The sequence below is a fragment of the Catonella morbi ATCC 51271 genome, from assembly GCF_000160035.2.
GTDB lineage: Bacteria > Bacillota > Clostridia > Lachnospirales > Lachnospiraceae > Catonella > Catonella morbi.
Map to the genome: position 1 here is coordinate 133986 of NZ_KI535370.1, position 16651 is coordinate 150636.

Below are 16651 nucleotides of genomic sequence, written 5' to 3' on the forward strand. Positions count from 1 at the left end.
GTTTTACCTCCGCTTAAGCCTTTACGGCTCTTTTTTCCTTGTCTATTTCTCTAAACTTCTTGTATCTATTCTTTACAAGGCTGTCTGCCTTTTGTTTTCTAAGTTCTGTCAGCTCTTTATAAATCATTTCATCCATATTTATAATAAGCTTGGCACCTTCTTTAACTATTCCATCTATGATGCCATAGTCAAGAAGCTCACCTGCTGTCAGTTTCATAAGTTTTGCAGCCTCATCCGCCCTCTTGCTGTCCTTCCAAAGGATGGAAGCAAAGCCTTCAGGGGAAAGTATGGAGTACACTGCATTTTCAAGCATGAACACCTTGTCTGCTACAGCAATTCCCAAAGCTCCTCCACTGCTGCCCTCCCCTGTAATGACTGATATTATGGGAACCTTCAGTCCACTCATAAGTGCAAGATTTTCTGCTATTGCATTTGCCTGTCCATTAGCCTCTGCCATAAGTCCCGGATAAGCTCCCGGAGTATCTACAATGGTAATTATAGGCCTGCCGAATTTTTCAGCCTGCTTCATAAGCCTGGCAGCCTTTCTATAGCCTTCGGGAGAGGCCATACCAAAATTGCAGGCTATGTTTTCTTCTGTTGTACTGCCCTTCTTATGTCCTATAACAGTTACAGGAATATCATGAAATAGTGCTATTCCTCCAAGTATAGCACTATCCTCACCCGATATCCCATCTCCTTTAAGTTCTATAAAATCATCAAACAGAAATTCTATATAGTCATTTATTTTTAACCTGTCCTTATCCCTGGCTAGCATTACCCTCTCATAAGGACTCTTAATCTTTTCTTTCATTTATTATTTTCTCCGTAAGAGATTATTTAGTATTATGAAGCCTTAAAACCTTTGAAAGCCAATCCTTCATATCCTTTCGCTCCACAACAGCATCAAGCCTGCCATGTTCAAGCAAAAACTCCGCCCTCTGGAAGCCTTCAGGCAGCTTTTCTCCTATGGTCTGCTCTATTACTCTGGGACCGGCAAAACAGATAAGCGATTTTGGCTCTGCTATGGTTATATCTCCGAGTGAAGCAAAGCTTGCACTCACACCACCTGTAGTAGGATTGGTAAGTACAGAAATAAAAAGTCCGCCATTATTCTTGAATTTTTCAATAACTGCAGCAGTCTTTGCCATCTGCATAAGGGAAAATATTCCTTCCTGCATCCTGGCACCGCCGCTTGCACTGAAAATAACCAGAGGCAGGTTTTTCTTCTCGGCATATTCAGCCAGCCTTGCCACTTCTTCACCCACTACGGTACCCATGCTTCCAAGCAAAAATCTGCCATCAAGCACACCTACTGCAGTAGTAACTCCGCCTATTTTAATAATCTCTGTTACTATAGCATCATTCTGCCTTGTTTTCTCCCTATTTTCCTTTAGTTTTTCCTCATAATCGGGAAAATCTATGGGATTAATGGATTTTAACGGCTGAAATCGTCTCTTTACCTGCTTTTCATCAGATAGTACAGCCATTCTCTGCATAGGGCTCAGTGGAAAATAATGTCCGCAGACAGGACAAACGCCAAGCTCTGTTTTGAGCCTTTCTCTTGTTATCTCATTTTCACAGGATGGACAGATTATTCCTTCTCCTGTTTTATCATTACTTTTTTCTTTTCTTGCTCTGTTAAGAGCATTTAAATCGTCTTTTCTTCTTGAAAATATCTGTGCTATTTTCATATTCACTTTCCTTGCCTGTTACAACCATATTAAGGCTATACTGTTTTTTCAATATTATCTTTATTCTTTTCATAAAAGCCGGTATTATACTGTCCCGCAATAAAGTCCGGCTGATAGGTTATCATATACATCAATTCACTGTTTGTCTTAATTCCGTCAATGATAAGTTCCTCTAAGGCTCTCCTCATTCTCCTGATGGCTTCAAGCCTGGTATTTCCATGTACTATGATTTTAGCAAGCATTGAATCATAATAAGGACTTACTTCATAGCCTTCAAATAAATGGCTCTCAACCCTTACTCCGTATCCTGCCGGAAAATGAAGACAGGTTATCTTGCCTGTAGACAGAGCATTTATTCTGCACTCTATTGCACTTCCTTTCAGACTGATGTCCGACTGCTTTACAGATAATTTTCTTCCTGCCGCTATATTTATCTGCTCTTTTATGATGTCAATACCTGTAACCATCTCTGTTACAGGATGTTCCACCTGCACTCTGGTATTCATTTCTATGAAATAAAAATTTCCTTTGTCATCGGCTATAAATTCAACCGTACCTACACTGTTATAACCTGCCGCCTTGGCAGCCCTTACAGCCACATCTCCCATCTTCTCACGAAGTTTCGGTTTTAAAAACCAGGATGGCGATTCTTCAAGCATTTTCTGGTTATTCTTCTGTATGGAACATTCTCTTTCACCAAGATGAACTACATGGCCTTTTTTATCAGCCATAATCTGAATTTCAATATGGTGAGGATTTAATACCAGCTTTTCAAGGTAGATACTGTCATTGCCAAAAGCAGCCTTAGCCTCGGCCTTTGCAGCTGCATAGGCACTTACAAGTTCTTCCTTAGAAAATGCCCTTCTCATACCCTTGCCTCCGCCGCCGGCACTTGCCTTTATAAGTACGGGATAGCCTATGTCTTCCGCTATTCTTACAGCTTCTTCCTCGCTGTGAATAAGTTCCTTAGAGCCGGGTACAACAGGTACTTTTTCAGCCATCATAAGACTTCTTGCCGCCTGCTTATCTCCCATCTTTTCTATGATTTCCGCTGAAGGTCCTATGAAGATAATGCCGTTTTTTTCACATTTTCTGGCAAAGTCAGCATTTTCGGACAAAAATCCATAGCCCGGATGAATAGCATCACATTCGGTCTTAAGTGCAGTTTCTATAAGGATATCTCCGTTTAAATAGCTTTCTTTAGCCCCTGCAGGTCCAATGCACACAGCCTTGCCGGCCAACATAACCGGCAGAGACTCTTTATCAGCTTCAGAATAAACCACAACACTTTCTATATTCAGTTCTCTGAGACATCTTATTATACGGACTGCTATTTCACCTCTGTTTGCAATCAGCACTCGTTTAAACATCTGTTTCCTCCAACAAAAACAGCACCTGATTATATTCTATCATTTTGCCATCTTCTGCCCTGATTTCAACTATTTTTCCGGAAAACGGTGCAGCCAGCTCATTCATAATCTTCATAGCTTCTATGATTCCTAGTATGTCACCCTTTTTCACCACATCTCCCACTGCCACATACGGCTTTGCTTCAGGTGAAGCTGAACGGTAAAATGTGCCCACAAAAGGAGCTTTTATCTCTTTATAGTCAGAATTTGCTTCATTTGACTCATTTTCTTCTGTGAAGTCATTTCTTGTTATTACCTGCTGTTTTGTTTTACCGGACTTATCCTCTGTGCTGATAACTTCCATAGCCTTCTTAAGTTCAAGATTATCTCCGCCAAGACTAAGCTTCAGCTCGCTTAACGAGGATTTTTCAAACCTGTCCCAGACCTCATAAATATCTTTAATATCCATAGATTGTTTCCTTTAAGTTTAATCTTCTTTTGCATTATCTATAAAGTTTACAATATCCTCTACAGTCTTAAATGAAGCAAGCTTATCCTCGTCTATGGTTATGCCGAACTCTTCCTCAAGTGCCATACCAAGCTCAACCGCATCAAGTGAGTCAAGTCCGAGATCGCTTTCAAGGCTTGCACTTAATTTAATCTTGTCTTCATCAATGTTTGCTGCGTTTACAATTACTTCTTTTACTTTTTCAAAATTCATTTTTCTTTACCTCGTTTAATTTAGTTAAATTTATTTAGATAAATTTATCAAGCTTTTTATAACATTCTTTTTGATGAATGTCAAGAAAATTTTTTTGAATAAAATATGAAAAAAACAGCAGACTGTTTCAATCTGCCGTTTACATTTATTTTGATTGTTACAAAAAGGCTTATTCAATATATCCTTAAATTCACACATTTTTTCTGAAATATACTTACAAGCCTGTTCAAATATATTAAAATTATCCATCATCCTTTTTTAAACTAACCTCCACCTCTATATGTATTTACAACACAAGTAAACTTTTGCATACATTTCCGACATTCAAATTGATATATTATTTCTAATAAATCGTAACCAGTACATTTCCATTTGCTTCCAAAATCTGTTTGTAAAAATCTATCATATCATGAAAATAGTCACGGATTTCTTCCTTAATATCTTCCTCTTCATCATCATAATCCCAGATATTAGGATAAAGTTCAGCTTTTTTGCAGGCTTCCATACTGAAGCTTTCTAAAGCTGCGTCTATATCAAAATTCTCTAATGCAGAAATAATATCTGCAACCCTGTCTTTTTCTATGTAGGCAATAAATTCAGATACTTCTTCAAGCGAAGTCACACCTACAACCGCCTCGCTTAAAGGGTTGCCTTCTATAGGCTCTGAACTATCTACACCGGTTAGCACAAAATGAAGCACATCCCACATCTTGTCTATATCAAGCAAAATCTCTGCTTTTTCATTCCAGTCCTCAACCTCTTCAAATATTTTGTCTTCTTCTCCGTTAAAGTTTTTCATTTCCTTTAAGTTTTCATTACTTAAATATTGATAATTTGCTATCATTCCCATTTTGTTTTTCCTCCATCAAAACTATGGTTAAAAAATTTTATTTTACAATCCACTTTCCTGCCTTTGAACTTCCCAGATATTCTATCTTACCGCTTTTATTCAATTCAGAAACATCTCTTTTAACAGTTGCTTCCGAAACTCCCAACATTCTTGATAATTCCGCTCTGGTAATATGTGGATTATCCAAAATAATTTCAATTATTTTTTCAATTCTATGCTTTCTTATCATTTTTTGGGGCTCATTTAATCCTTTTTGGGGCTCATTCAGTCCGTTTTGGGGCTCATTTAGACCTTTTTGGGGCTCATTCAGTCCATTTTGGGGCTCATTCAGTCCATTTTGGGGCTCATTTAGACCTTTTTGGGGCTCATTCACTAAATCAAAATCGAGGGAATACGAATCATCCAAAGGTACGGTAATCTGAAATATATCTCCTTCCTTAAATTCCGGATACTGCCCTGAATAATATTCACTATACTTAAACAGCTTTCTTATTCCGGAGCCAAGTGTGTCCGCATAACCAATGTTTCTAAAAAATGAAGCAATGATCGGATTCTTTGGATTAGGTTCCATATTATCCGGTGTAATAAAACCGTTTTTTACTGCACGACTGGCATTCTCTACATACATTCGATTTTCTTCAATTACAAACTTAGCTATATATGAGCTGGTAAATTCACGATGCATCAGCGTATTACTAATCATCTCTCTGGCAATTATGTTTCTAAGACTGATACGGCTAACACCTTCCAGAAAAAATTTATCAAGCAAGTGCTTTCTGGCAAACTCCATTAATATATCATAACTCTCAATCAAATTAGTTCTAACCGTCTCTCTGTCATCGTATCTATCTACATTAACTTTACGAAGCAGGGCATCTGTCATATACGCCGGACAAACATTCATAATAACTTCATCTTTACCCAAAAGCATAATAGCCGCAAGATTATATCCCTTCTGCCCTGTCGCTAAATCAACACCATAAAGCCCTGCACTTACAAGCAACTCCTGATCTGACATTTCTTCCCATGGATGTTTTCCTCCTGCATTATTTACTGCCATCCTACGAACTTTAGGAAATAAATCTAAACGGAAATCATCTATTGTTGCATAAGGATAAATTTTACGCTCAGTAAATATCTCCTGCTTGCGTATATACATCTGAGCAATCTGTGAAGTAGAAGTTACCTTTACATCTGCATCATCTACACGATCATAAATGACTTTTTTATAGCTATGCACCTCGGCACTTGGCGGAATATGAACATGAATAATGGTTTTTCCTTCTGCATTTTTCATAATTTCAGGTGAAAGGTAAATTGTAGGTGAAAAAAGCAATGGATTACTAACCACACTTATAAAATTTTTGACCATATCTGATGCAGACTTTTCCGGTATTCCCTTAACTTTACCATTATCTAAAACACCCAAAAATAAATCTCCACCAAATCTGTTTAAAAATGAGCAGACAGACTCATAGGTATCATTTTCAATACCATTTCCACAACGCTTAAATTCAACAGCTACAGTTTCTCCAATTTCAAGAATTGACTCCAATGTATTTATGTCCATAACATTATCCTTTTTCATTACCCAGGCTTTTCATATTCCTTGTTTTTACATCATTATTCTACTATCTTCATAAATTTAAGTCAAATTTTTCAAACCCTTTTGCTTCTTTACTTAAAGCCTATAAGTTGCATAAATACTGTTCTGTCCTTCTGCCTTTTTAAAACCGGCAGAAATATAGATTTCTATATCCTCTAAAGCATCTACATCAACCAATACCATCATTTGATGTGGTCGGTTTAATTCTATTGCTTTCACAAGAAGTGCAAGTTCATAGCCTTGATATCTGTACTCAGGTTTCATAAAGATGTCATATGGCTCATTTTTTTCAAAACTATATGTAACATCCAGATAGCCTTGTACCTTCCCGTCTTTTATTACAAGCAGCACTCTGAAACGGTCTTTTGCCAAAAGAACTCTTTCTGCAGTCCAATATGTTTCTGTTCTATGAAGCCCACAGTACTTCTCTTTCCACTTTTCGGCATATAATTCTATCTCGCTTGTATCTACATTTGGCACCATACCGATATGAACCATCTTTTGCTGTTCCTTATCAAAAACAACCCCTTTATCTTTTAAGGGCTGATATAATGCAGAATTTTTCGGATTAATAACAAAATCTGCCTTATAACCTCTATACTTACTTTCCATATACGAAAGCATTTCTCTAAACGCTTCTTTACTTTTTGTAAATCCGATAAGCATCTCAATATAGTTTTCATCCGGAATAATAAGCCATACAAAAATTCCTTTTATAACTCCGTTTTCAAGTACTGCAAATGAATATTCATCTTTTCTCTTTAATGCACCATATAAATTATCCTTATCATACACAAAATGCGGTTCATAATACAACGGATTATTTGCCAGTTCTAAAATAAAATCTGAATATTTTTCAAAGGATTGGATTTCTAAAATTTCCATTGATACCTCGTAAATTTCATATTAACTCAAATTGGGTGTTATTTTTCAGTTATAACGCCAATTCTTTCACTATTTTTTCAAACTCATAAAACAAATCAATATATTTTCCTACAATCATCTCACAATGGGCTTTTACAACCGCACCATCATAGTCGTGAGTCAGTTCATTCCTAACTTTTAGCATTTCCATCCAGCCATCATCACCAATAAGGTTTGCCTTAAACGCTTCCCTAAGCACATCTCTCGGAGAACCAGTTACAAACCCGATAATCGCATAATGCTGAATCAGTATATCCTTCATGACCTTCCAGGATAAATCAAAAGTAATAGCAAATTTTGCTCCGGTTCCACTTATTACAAATGAATCTGAAAAGTCTCTTTCTCTTGCCTCAGTCAAGGCTTTTAACGAATTACAAAACGATTCAAATCTTCTCTTAAACTTCTCGTCCATATTGCCTTATATCCTCCAGTAACAGTTCGTTTTTACAATCATCCATATTTACTATATCTATGCTGTACAGCGTTGGTAATTCTTCTATTTTTTGTATGAGCAAGTCAATATTTTCCACTCCCGATACAGCTATATCTATATCGCTTCTCTCAAGTGCTGTTCCCTTTGCCCTTGAACCAAATAAAATCACTTTTTTTGCTCCAAACTCTCTGCATAGTTTTGCTGCTGCTTCTATAACATCTTCTACTCTCAAAATATCACCCTTCTACTTACTCAAATTAGTCAATTCCATTAGTTCATTATCGGACAATGTAGCACTCTCATATAGTTTTTTTAGGAGATTATCATTAAATTCCATAGAATAATAGTCTTGGGCAAATTCCTTGAATCTTTCATATGTATCAAAAGCATACCCAAGCAACCAACGCCCACCATCATTGCCATCCGGCAGATTTTGATGAATCCTTCCATCATACCATATAAAAAATGTTGAATGATTTCTTTCATCTAATGTAAATAATTCAATTAACTCAGAATCAAGTCCCTCATATAATTGGTCAATTATACTCTGATTCCACTCTTCTGCAGCAAACTGGTTCAAAATATTTTCGTGTGCAAATCCTTTAACCAATACAACATTCTCTGTAAAAATAACATCTAAAGAGTCACCGGCTCCATTGTCAACAATATATCTTATTTCCGTTTTAGAAACCTTTTTATGTACAAGTCTCAAATAATCTTTTGACGGATCTGTCAGCGCACTATCTAATATAAATAATGCTTCAAGATTTCTATGCATATCATCCCAATCCATAAATTTCATAGCACTGATACGAAGCTCCTTTCAGCTTTTTGTTTTAATTGCCACACTTATAGTTCCAAAATATTCTCCTAAAACATTGTTAATATATATTTATAATTCTATCCACTTATTAATATGCCGTCAATTCTTTCACAACAATTATACCATAGTTTTATCTTTTTATAAGAAAAAACAGTAAACCTTTTTACAGATTTACTGTCCTTAATCTTGCTTATTCCAACGAATCAAAATCAAAGGCTGCTGCCTTGGTATAGTTTGTTACCTTTGCCTCAAAGAAATCTGTCTTTGTGGCATTCAGATTTGAAAAGCTTTCTATCCAAGCCATTGGATTCTCGGTAATCTCAGGAAACCACACAGGAAGGCCTATAGCCCTTAACCTGAGATTTGAAAGGTACTTAATATAACGTTCTATCAGCTCATTATTTATACCCAAAATCTCATTATTGGTCACATACTGTCCCCACTCTATCTCATTTAGAGTGCCGACCTTAACCATTTCTCTGAGTTCTCCCTTAAGCTCATCAGTAAAAATCTCCGGATTTTCCTTCATAAGCTCCCTTATTATATTCTGGAAAAGCACCAGATGAGTAATCTCATCCCTGTTTATATATTTGAAAATGGTACTCGTAGCTGTCATCTTACCCTGTCTAGCCAAAGTATAAAAGAAGCTGAAACCACTGTAAAAATATATTCCTTCCAAGATATAATTTGCCATAACCGAACGTACAAAGTTCTCTGTACTCGGATCATCCGCAAATCTCTGATACATATCTGCTATAAACTTATTTCTTCTAAGCAGAATTGGATCTTCACGCCACTCATCATAAATCTTATCCCTTGTTACAGGGTTTGTAACCGTATCAAGTATGTATGAATAACTCTGGGCATGGATTTCCTCCTGAAATGCCTGCACATTAAGGAGAGATGCCACCTCTGCCGCAGTTATATATCTTGCCAGATTCGGCAGGTTCTCACATTGGATTGAGTCAAGAAAGTTAAGAAAAGAGATAATCTTGTCAAAAGCCTTTCTCTCTCCTGCCGTTAAATACGAAAACTGCTTAATATCTTCTCCGAGTGATATTTCTTCCGGTATCCAGAAGTTGTTTAACATAGTGCGGTACATTACATTTGCCCAGTCATATTTTATACGGTTCCACTCACGAAGATTGGTGGTATTACCATTTAATATACCCTCTGTTCCACGTTTTCCAAGTTCATTAAATATCTTTTTCTTTTCCATATCAGTCTCCATTCCGAGGCCACCGATTGGTGGCATAAATTACAGGCGAAAGTAATTTTCACTCTATCAGCTTGAACAGCTTGTACACTCATCCATTTCAAGTGACCTGTTTCTTACATAGTAAATTGTTTTGATACCTGCCTTGTAAGCCTCAACATACATATCCAGTATATCCTTTGCCTTAACCTCAGGCGTAATGTAGAGGTTAAAAGACTGTGCCTGATCAATATGTCTCTGTCTCGCCGCACAGGCTCTTATCGACCAAAGCTGGTTAATATAATGTGCTTCTTTATAATACCAGAAGGTCTCGTCATTTAGCTCAGGAGCTGTCTTAGGAGTAAAGCTTCCCTTCTTTTCTTCCACAAAAAACTTCTTAAATATCGGATCAATTCCTGCTGTAGTTCCTGCTATGTTGGATGTGCTTCCGGTAGGGGCAACCGCCATCAAATAGCCGTTTCTAAGCCCATACTTCATTACATCTTTCTTTAATTCCTGCCACCTTTCGCTTACATAGCCTCTTTCATCAAAATACTCTCCTGTCTGCCATTTCGAGCCTTCAAATTCAGCATAAGCTCCTTTTTCTTTGGCAAGCTCCATAGAAGCCTTAATAGCATTATAAGCTATTTCTTCAAAAAGTCTGTCCGCCTCTTCAATATGCTTTTCATTTTCCCAGGCTATAGCATTTTTAGCAAGATAATGATGATATCCGCTCACACCAAGCCCTATTGCACGATATTTAAGTGAGGTCACCTTTGCATCTGCTACCGGGAACATATTTAGAGTAATTACATTGTCAAGCATCCTTATCTGTAAAGGCACATTTTCTTTAAGCTCTTCTAATGTAACATTTCCGAGATTTACCGAATTAAGATTACAGGTTACCATATCTCCCGATTTAACTGTTGTGACTATCTTTGTTTCACCGTTTTCGGTAATTATTTCCTCAGAAACATACTTAGTCTCACTCATATTTTGAGCTATCTCGTGACAAAGATTAGAACCGTAAATCATACCTGCATGGCTGTTCGGATTTGCCCTGTTTACCGTATCCCTGAAGAAAATGAACGGAGTACCTGTCTCTACCGCACTTTTCATTATTTTTTTCATTATATCAAGGGCAGGAACAGTTATTTTGGTAAGTCTGTTATCATTTTCACAAAGTTTATATCTTTCTGAAAATTCTTTATGCTTTTCATCTTTATCGTAGTAATCTTCCAAAGAAAATCCCATAAGTTTTTCAACTTCATGAGGATCAAAAAGGCTGAATTCCTGCCTGTTTATAAGTCTTTCCATAAAAATATCCGGTATGCTTATAGCAGGGAAAATATCATGTGCCTTTCTTCTGTCGTCACCGTTATTTGTTCTAAGATCTATAAATTCATATAAATCCTTATGCCAGATATCAAGGGTAATGGAAGCTCCACCCTTTCTTCTTCCAAGCTGGTCTACTGCAACCGCAGTGTCATTATAAAGCCTTACCCAAGGAATAACACCACCGGAAGCATTGTTATATCCTCTTATATCACTTCCAAGACTTCTGACCTTGCCAAGATAAATTCCAAGTGCACCTCCATGTTTAGATACTTTGGAAAACTTGGAGTTTACATCATAAATCGACCATAAATTATCAGAAACTGTGCTTATAAAACAGCTTGAAAGCTGGTTAAAAGTTGTTCCCGCATTTGCAAGAGTCGGTGTTGCCACTGTCATTTTAAGTTTACTGAGCAAGTCATAAAAAGCCTTGGCATAATACACCTTATCTTCTTCTACGCTGGCAAGATGCATAGCTATTGCCATAAATCTTTCCTGAGGAAGCTCCATTACCTCTCCGTTAACACCATGTACAAGGTAGCGGTCCGCAAGAAGCTTCACTCCTTCATAATTAAAAAGAAAGTCTCTTTCCGGTTTTATATATTCAGCCAGTTCTCTTCTTTCGGCTTCTGTGTACTTTGTAATAAAATCCTCTGTGTAGATTCCTCTCTCAACCAGCATTTCGATAAGCTTTTTAAAATCACCATAGCCAAAAGTCTTATAATTACGACTTATTTTAGCTTCTTTGTAAAGGTCAAACAAAAACAGCCTTGCTGCCACATGCTGCCACTTGCTGTTCATACGGCTAAGACCGCTGCCGTTTTCACTCTGTTCATTTACAATAACCTTCTCGATAGCAGAACGGATAAGTACCTGCTGAATTTCCTTTGTGCTCATTCCATTTTTAAACTGAATCTTGGAGTCCATTTCCAGCTCCATAGGGTCGCAGCCGTCTAAGCCTTCACAGGCAAGAGCTACCATCTTCTTAGTCTTTTCCACGCAAAGATTCTCATATCTTCCGTTACGCTTTTTAATCAAAATGTCCATATATATTGTGCTTCCTTTTCTATAAAAATACTACATTTTGATATTATAGACTATGGAAGTGGTTTTGTAAACCTGTGAAAATAACAAAAAATCCTCTGCTTGTTATATGTATCATTTCACTAAATTTTATAGTAAGAATAATACATATAAAAGCAAAGGATACTGTTAATTTCTTAACCTTATTTATCTCTGTAATGCTTACCACATTGCATAATTTCCAGATTGTCACCTTCTATCCGAAATACAATTCTATTCTTTTCATCAATACGGACACTCCAGTATCCGGTCAAGTTTCCACTAAGCGGTTCAGGTTTCCCGGTACATTTATATCCATTTCTGTCAATATCATTTAATAGTTTATTTATTTTCTTCAAAGGAAGCTTCGTTCCATTATGCAGAAAATTTCCTGGAGAAGAGAAAGTTTGGGCTTCATCAGGTTTATCGTGCTCTTGAAGTTATTGCAAAGGAAAATGACCTGATACAGAAAAGACTTTACGAGAATTCCTTGTCAGATATAGAAAGAAACATATCCTTTACAATGACTGTACTAACTTCTACTTTGAAACAGAGGATGAAGATGAATTTTGTAAATACGGTATCTCCAAAGAACATAGACCAAACCCTATTGTACAGATGGGGCTGTTTATGGATGCAGATGGAATCCCACTTGCCTTCTCCATGTTTCCGGGCAACCAGAACGAGCAGCCATCTCTTGCACCTTTAGAGAAAAAAGTTATATCTGATTTCGGAATAGATAAACTTGTTGTGTGTACTGACTCCAGCCTCTCTTCTACTGCAAACATGAGATTCAATGATACAAAAAGGTCTGCAAACGATTATAAACGCCTCTTATCAGAAGAACATATCACAAGGCATGGAGAAGCAGCAGAAAAATCTCTCATTGACTTGGATACGAAAAAGATAGCCGAAGAAGAACAGTATGACGGCTTTTATGCAGTATGTACAAACCTCGATGACAACGTAGAAGCCATTGTAAGAATCAACCATAAGCACCGGGAAATCGAAGAATGCTTTCGCATAATGAAAACCGAGTTTAAGGCAAGACCTGTTTATCTCTCAAGAGAAGACAGGATTAAGGCTCATTTTCTTACTTGCTATGCTTCCCTTGTACTCTATCGTATTTTAGAGAAAAGGCTTGCAGAGAAGTTCCCTGAAACAAACTTTTCATGCCATGAAATCATACAAACCCTAAGAAATATGAATATGATGATATCTCCGGGGATGGTTACATTCCTGTTTATGAAAGAACAGACCTTACAGATGCTTTACATGAAATTTCAGGCTTCAGAACTGATTTTGAAATCGTTTCAAACAGAAATATGAGAAAAATTTTTACCTTGATGAAAAAAGAAGAAAAATAGCTACATTTTTTTGCATATAGAAAGGCTCTAAAACCCTGATTATAAACGGGTTTAGAGCCTTTTTGATTGTTGCAAGTGTCAAAGATGGGATTAATCCTAAGATGTCAAGAGGGAATTTTAAAGTAAAACTCTATTTTTTCTCCCCCAATGCCCTCTTTATTGCCTTTATTATAGCATCCGAGCTTGTTGTCGCTCCGCTTACGGCATCAACATCCGTGCTCTGTTTTTCAAGAATCGACTGTATAATCTTGTCTCTTGCAGGATAAAAATATTCTTCATCATCAATGTGCTTGACTATCTTTATATCCTTTATCTTTCCGCCTTCGACAACCACACTTACAGTCAGCTTACCATTGTAGCCTACGGCACTTCCCTCAAACTCACCATCCTTAAAGCCCTCACCGCCTGCAACTGAGTTTTGCTGTTCCTGCACATTCTGAGTCGTATCTGCTTTGTTAGCTGAACCGGTTCCGCCATTGTCAGCCTCGGAAGTTTCTTTTCGATTGCTTCCTGTCTTTGCATCGATTTTATCTTGAATCTGTCCATCGGCTTTTGCCTCTACTGTATTATTAACGTCCGCGCTTCTGTATGTGTAGGTGGAATATACACATATTGCTAGCATAACAACCGAAAAGAGCGCTGTGCTTAAAATAGTTTTGCCTTTTATATAATCAGCCGTATTAAAGCTTTCTGCACCATTTTCTCTCTTTGATGTCACATTACCTGCTTTCTTTTTAAAATACTTAATCAGCCTTAATACAGCATATATTCCGAAAATTAAGGTATAAATATATAAATCAATAAGGTATGTCAGCCTCCCTGTTAAAAGTCCTCTTGAAAATATCAGAACTATATGAAAATATAAAAGTGCATATAAAATATACGAAAGTCTCTGAAGCTTTTTCCAGCTCTTTCCTGACATCTTCTTTCTTATAATGTTAAAAGAGGTTACAGTAAGCGGTACAAGCAGCACTATCATACATACTGAAAGCAGTGCAGCCGCAGCCTCATAGGGCTTTAAAGCAGATATATCTGTAAATAAAAGCATAAAGTATCTTTTACCATAAGATATATTATGTATCAATGTAAAAAGGGCCGCTATTATCGCCATTTCTCCCCTTACTTTGCTTAGTTTTATACGGAGCCGGGTTTTTTGCGGCAGTACGCTTACATACATTACAATTATAAATATTGCTCCCTGAAGCACTCCTCCTACAAATATTTTATTTATAAACATAACTAACAAAGGCGGGAGAAATTTGTGGGGAACAAATACGGTAAATGCAGATATAAGCACTGTAATAATGTAAAATGCCGCTGCATGTTTTTTTACCTGGTTATTAAATGTTGCAAAAAACCACATAGAACAGATCAGACATATGATAAGTTTCATAAAATCAAATACTAAAGTCCTTTCATTTGCTTAATTTAACCCAAATATTCACCCCATAGGTCACGGACAGCTCAATTCGTGTGCTAACGACGGCTATGCAGTCTTTTCATCCGTGACTATGGGGTGATATTACCAAACATCTGCTTAACATCATGATTTTAAACTTATTGCCTAATTACGATATTGCGCAAGATATTTTATTAATAATTTGGACTTAAATGTGTTAAATTTACTATGCTTATTTAGCTTTTACCTCAAATTCAACATCAGGGTATCCATCGGCAGTAAGTATTACCTTATATGTATCTGAACCGGTGAATACAGGCTCTGAACCTGAATCAGAATTATATGCGGCATCAAGCTTGATGCTTCCGTCATCATTAAACACAGTTGCGCCGAACATCCTTCCTCTGCCTCCTCTGTACTCTATCTCTCCGACTTTTGCAGAGGTTATAGAGCCAATGTAGGTTGCGATGTCAATTCCCTTAGAATTTTTCTTAAGAGAAAGCTTGTTGTCCTTGAAGCTGAAATCACCCGCTTTCAAACCGGATTCTACAAGGCACATAAATGACAGGTCAGAATATTTGTCATTTGAGAATATAAGCTGGTAGTTACCCGGTGTGCATTCCTTAGGAAGTACAAGAACGCCATCTTTTTTAGAATCGATGCTGGCTTCAACATTCATTTTTCTGTAAACTGCTCTTTCAAAAGCATACTTCTGATCACCTGTCTCAAGCTTATAATTTACTTTTGTGCCCTTGTTACTATAGCTTACTGTTTCATCTCCGCTAAGTTTATAGCTATCAGGAGCAAGCTCTTTGCAGTAAAGTGATGTGTCTATCTCAACATCATCTGTATTGGCAAGCATATAGGTTACCTTTGTTATGGTCTTTCCCGGTATATCTTTGAATCTCTCATATTCTTTTGGTGCATTATGATTCATGTCTGTGAACTCTTTAGCTGAAAATGATATTTCATTGGCTTTTAGCCATAAATTATCAAGATGCTTAAGTCCAAATCTTTCACCATCCGAGGTTTCAATAATCGCCCCCTGCATAACCTCAGGATCTATCTCAACACCATTTATAGTAATCTCATAATTGCCATAGGCTGAGGTGGTTGTAATCTCAGCTGTTGCATCAGCATTTTTTTCAACCTTTCCTATAGTCTTGCTAAGCACTCCGTCGGAATTTATAACCTTATATTCAACAGGCTCTTTATCATCTGTTGCTTTAATTTCTTCTACAAATTCCAAAAGCTTGTTTTTCGATTCCTTTTTATCCTGTATAGCTTTTTGAGCCTCTTCATACAGTTTTTTGGAAATTGCAACATTCACTTCCTTAGGGCCGAAATACTCGGATTTTTCTCCCTCCACCGCAGTGTTCACTGCAGTAAAGCGCTCAGCCTTGTCTATTGTAGGAGAACTTACCGCATCATAGAAGCCTTCTTTTCTAAATCCGACCTGTTCAACGGCATCTTCCTTGTCAAGCTGTGGTGCAAGACTAGCCGGATCACTCTCCGGTTCAACATTATTAAGCTCACCATAGTAGAAATCAGCATAAGGAACAGCTATCTTTGCATATACATAATCGCCTGATGTTTCTGCCGAAGAACTGCCCGAACTGTTATTTGAGGCAGCTGAGCTGCTTTTCGACTGAGAAGCCGATGACTTCCCCGATGTTGTAGTGCTTGAAGCAGTTTTTGATATAGTGTTTGAATTTCCCGATGAACACCCTGTTATAAGACTTACTGCCAAAGTTGCCGACATGACACTGCATAGTAATCTTTTTTTCATTGGACTTAATACTCTCCCTTTCTTGATTTTGATGCACTTTGTGCATCTGTGTATACGTGTGTTTATTTATGCAAAGGCTGTTTCAATATCTTTCCTGATATTGACAA

The 16651-nt window shown here is 37.1% G+C and carries 16 protein-coding genes and 1 pseudogene; 1 reads left to right on the forward strand and 16 read right to left on the reverse strand.

Annotation, left to right across the window (positions count from 1 at the left end; genetic code table 11):
* Positions 1-13 precede the first annotated feature (13 nt).
* The 14 genes from accA to GCWU000282_RS13400 all read right to left on the reverse strand — a co-directional run bounded on the left by accA (position 14) and on the right by GCWU000282_RS13400 (position 12339).
* Positions 14-811, reverse strand: coding sequence for a carboxyltransferase subunit alpha (gene accA, locus GCWU000282_RS13330; protein ID WP_023355680.1), 798 nt, complete (start codon positions 809-811; stop codon positions 14-16).
* A gap of 22 nt (positions 812-833) precedes the next feature.
* Positions 834-1691, reverse strand: coding sequence for an acetyl-CoA carboxylase, carboxyltransferase subunit beta (gene accD / locus GCWU000282_RS13335; protein WP_023355681.1), 858 nt, complete (start codon positions 1689-1691; stop codon positions 834-836).
* A gap of 35 nt (positions 1692-1726) precedes the next feature.
* On the reverse strand, positions 1727-3061 hold the full coding sequence (locus GCWU000282_RS13340) for an acetyl-CoA carboxylase biotin carboxylase subunit (protein WP_023355682.1): 1335 nt from the start codon (positions 3059-3061) through the stop codon (positions 1727-1729).
* Complete coding sequence (gene accB, locus GCWU000282_RS13345) at positions 3054-3509, reverse strand: acetyl-CoA carboxylase biotin carboxyl carrier protein (protein WP_023355683.1); 456 nt, start codon at positions 3507-3509, stop codon at positions 3054-3056. The genes GCWU000282_RS13340 and accB overlap by 8 nt, the downstream gene beginning before the upstream one ends.
* Before the next feature lie 18 nt (positions 3510-3527).
* Entirely contained in the window at positions 3528-3761 is a 234-nt protein-coding gene (gene acpP, locus GCWU000282_RS13350; RefSeq protein WP_023355684.1) for an acyl carrier protein, read from the reverse strand.
* A 343-nt stretch (positions 3762-4104) separates the two neighbouring features.
* Positions 4105-4611, reverse strand: a complete 507-nt coding sequence (locus GCWU000282_RS13360; RefSeq protein WP_023355686.1) for a YfbM family protein — start codon at positions 4609-4611, stop codon at positions 4105-4107.
* 37 nt (positions 4612-4648) lie between these two features.
* The gene (locus tag GCWU000282_RS13365; protein WP_035041240.1) at positions 4649-6181 is read right to left on the reverse strand and encodes an RNA-binding domain-containing protein; all 1533 of its coding nucleotides are present in this window, start codon (positions 6179-6181) and stop codon (positions 4649-4651) included.
* A gap of 111 nt (positions 6182-6292) precedes the next feature.
* Positions 6293-7102 carry a GNAT family N-acetyltransferase gene (locus GCWU000282_RS13370; RefSeq protein WP_023355688.1) on the reverse strand — a complete coding sequence of 270 codons (810 nt, stop codon included), beginning with the start codon at positions 7100-7102 and terminating at the stop codon, positions 6293-6295.
* A gap of 49 nt (positions 7103-7151) precedes the next feature.
* Positions 7152-7553, reverse strand: coding sequence for an HI0074 family nucleotidyltransferase substrate-binding subunit (locus GCWU000282_RS13375; RefSeq protein ID WP_023355689.1), 402 nt, complete (start codon positions 7551-7553; stop codon positions 7152-7154).
* Positions 7537-7806 carry a nucleotidyltransferase family protein gene (locus tag GCWU000282_RS13380; RefSeq protein WP_023355690.1) on the reverse strand — a complete coding sequence of 90 codons (270 nt, stop codon included), beginning with the start codon at positions 7804-7806 and terminating at the stop codon, positions 7537-7539. Before GCWU000282_RS13380 ends, GCWU000282_RS13375 begins: the two co-directional genes overlap by 17 nt.
* 12 nt (positions 7807-7818) lie before the next feature.
* On the reverse strand, positions 7819-8376 hold the full coding sequence (locus GCWU000282_RS13385; protein WP_023355691.1) for a hypothetical protein: 558 nt from the start codon (positions 8374-8376) through the stop codon (positions 7819-7821).
* A gap of 211 nt (positions 8377-8587) precedes the next feature.
* A complete protein-coding gene (locus tag GCWU000282_RS13390) occupies positions 8588-9616 on the reverse strand; it encodes a ribonucleotide-diphosphate reductase subunit beta (protein WP_035041083.1) in 1029 nt (342 codons plus the stop codon).
* 66 nt (positions 9617-9682) lie between these two features.
* Positions 9683-11974, reverse strand: a complete 2292-nt coding sequence (locus tag GCWU000282_RS13395) for a ribonucleoside-diphosphate reductase subunit alpha (protein ID WP_023355693.1) — start codon at positions 11972-11974, stop codon at positions 9683-9685.
* 179 nt (positions 11975-12153) lie between these two features.
* A complete protein-coding gene (locus GCWU000282_RS13400; protein ID WP_456297523.1) occupies positions 12154-12339 on the reverse strand; it encodes a Txe/YoeB family addiction module toxin in 186 nt (61 codons plus the stop codon).
* A 2-nt stretch (positions 12340-12341) separates the two neighbouring features.
* Here GCWU000282_RS13400 and GCWU000282_RS13405 point away from each other — a divergent pair.
* Positions 12342-13356: pseudogene (locus GCWU000282_RS13405) on the forward strand (IS1634 family transposase); the annotation flags it as partial.
* A 130-nt stretch (positions 13357-13486) separates the two neighbouring features.
* Here GCWU000282_RS13405 and GCWU000282_RS13410 read toward each other — a convergent pair.
* Both GCWU000282_RS13410 and GCWU000282_RS13415 read right to left on the reverse strand, forming a co-directional pair.
* On the reverse strand, positions 13487-14467 hold the full coding sequence (locus GCWU000282_RS13410) for an FMN-binding protein (protein ID WP_242828968.1): 981 nt from the start codon (positions 14465-14467) through the stop codon (positions 13487-13489).
* Between the two features lie 520 nt (positions 14468-14987).
* Positions 14988-16544: a hypothetical protein gene (locus GCWU000282_RS13415; protein WP_035041090.1), complete on the reverse strand. Its 1557-nt coding sequence runs from the start codon at positions 16542-16544 to the stop codon at positions 14988-14990.
* Positions 16545-16651 lie beyond the last annotated feature (107 nt).

Bases quoted from the DNA above. Each gene is read 5' to 3' on its own strand.
- GCWU000282_RS13370 (WP_023355688.1), bottom strand. From the start codon at position 7,102: ATGGAAATTTTAGAAATCCAATCCTTTGAAAAATATTCAGATTTTATT.
- accB (WP_023355683.1), bottom strand. From the start codon at position 3,509: ATGGATATTAAAGATATTTATGAGGTCTGGGACAGGTTTGAAAAATCC.
- GCWU000282_RS13395 (WP_023355693.1), bottom strand. From the start codon at position 11,974: ATGGACATTTTGATTAAAAAGCGTAACGGAAGATATGAGAATCTTTGC.
- accD (WP_023355681.1), bottom strand. From the start codon at position 1,691: ATGAAAATAGCACAGATATTTTCAAGAAGAAAAGACGATTTAAATGCT.
- GCWU000282_RS13410 (WP_242828968.1), bottom strand. From the start codon at position 14,467: ATGGCGATAATAGCGGCCCTTTTTACATTGATACATAATATATCTTAT.
- acpP (WP_023355684.1), bottom strand. From the start codon at position 3,761: ATGAATTTTGAAAAAGTAAAAGAAGTAATTGTAAACGCAGCAAACATT.
- GCWU000282_RS13375 (WP_023355689.1), bottom strand. From the start codon at position 7,553: ATGGACGAGAAGTTTAAGAGAAGATTTGAATCGTTTTGTAATTCGTTA.
- GCWU000282_RS13390 (WP_035041083.1), bottom strand. From the start codon at position 9,616: ATGGAAAAGAAAAAGATATTTAATGAACTTGGAAAACGTGGAACAGAG.
- GCWU000282_RS13340 (WP_023355682.1), bottom strand. From the start codon at position 3,061: ATGTTTAAACGAGTGCTGATTGCAAACAGAGGTGAAATAGCAGTCCGT.
- GCWU000282_RS13360 (WP_023355686.1), bottom strand. From the start codon at position 4,611: ATGGGAATGATAGCAAATTATCAATATTTAAGTAATGAAAACTTAAAG.
- GCWU000282_RS13385 (WP_023355691.1), bottom strand. From the start codon at position 8,376: ATGAAATTTATGGATTGGGATGATATGCATAGAAATCTTGAAGCATTA.
- accA (WP_023355680.1), bottom strand. From the start codon at position 811: ATGAAAGAAAAGATTAAGAGTCCTTATGAGAGGGTAATGCTAGCCAGG.
- GCWU000282_RS13415 (WP_035041090.1), bottom strand. From the start codon at position 16,544: ATGAAAAAAAGATTACTATGCAGTGTCATGTCGGCAACTTTGGCAGTA.
- GCWU000282_RS13365 (WP_035041240.1), bottom strand. From the start codon at position 6,181: ATGGACATAAATACATTGGAGTCAATTCTTGAAATTGGAGAAACTGTA.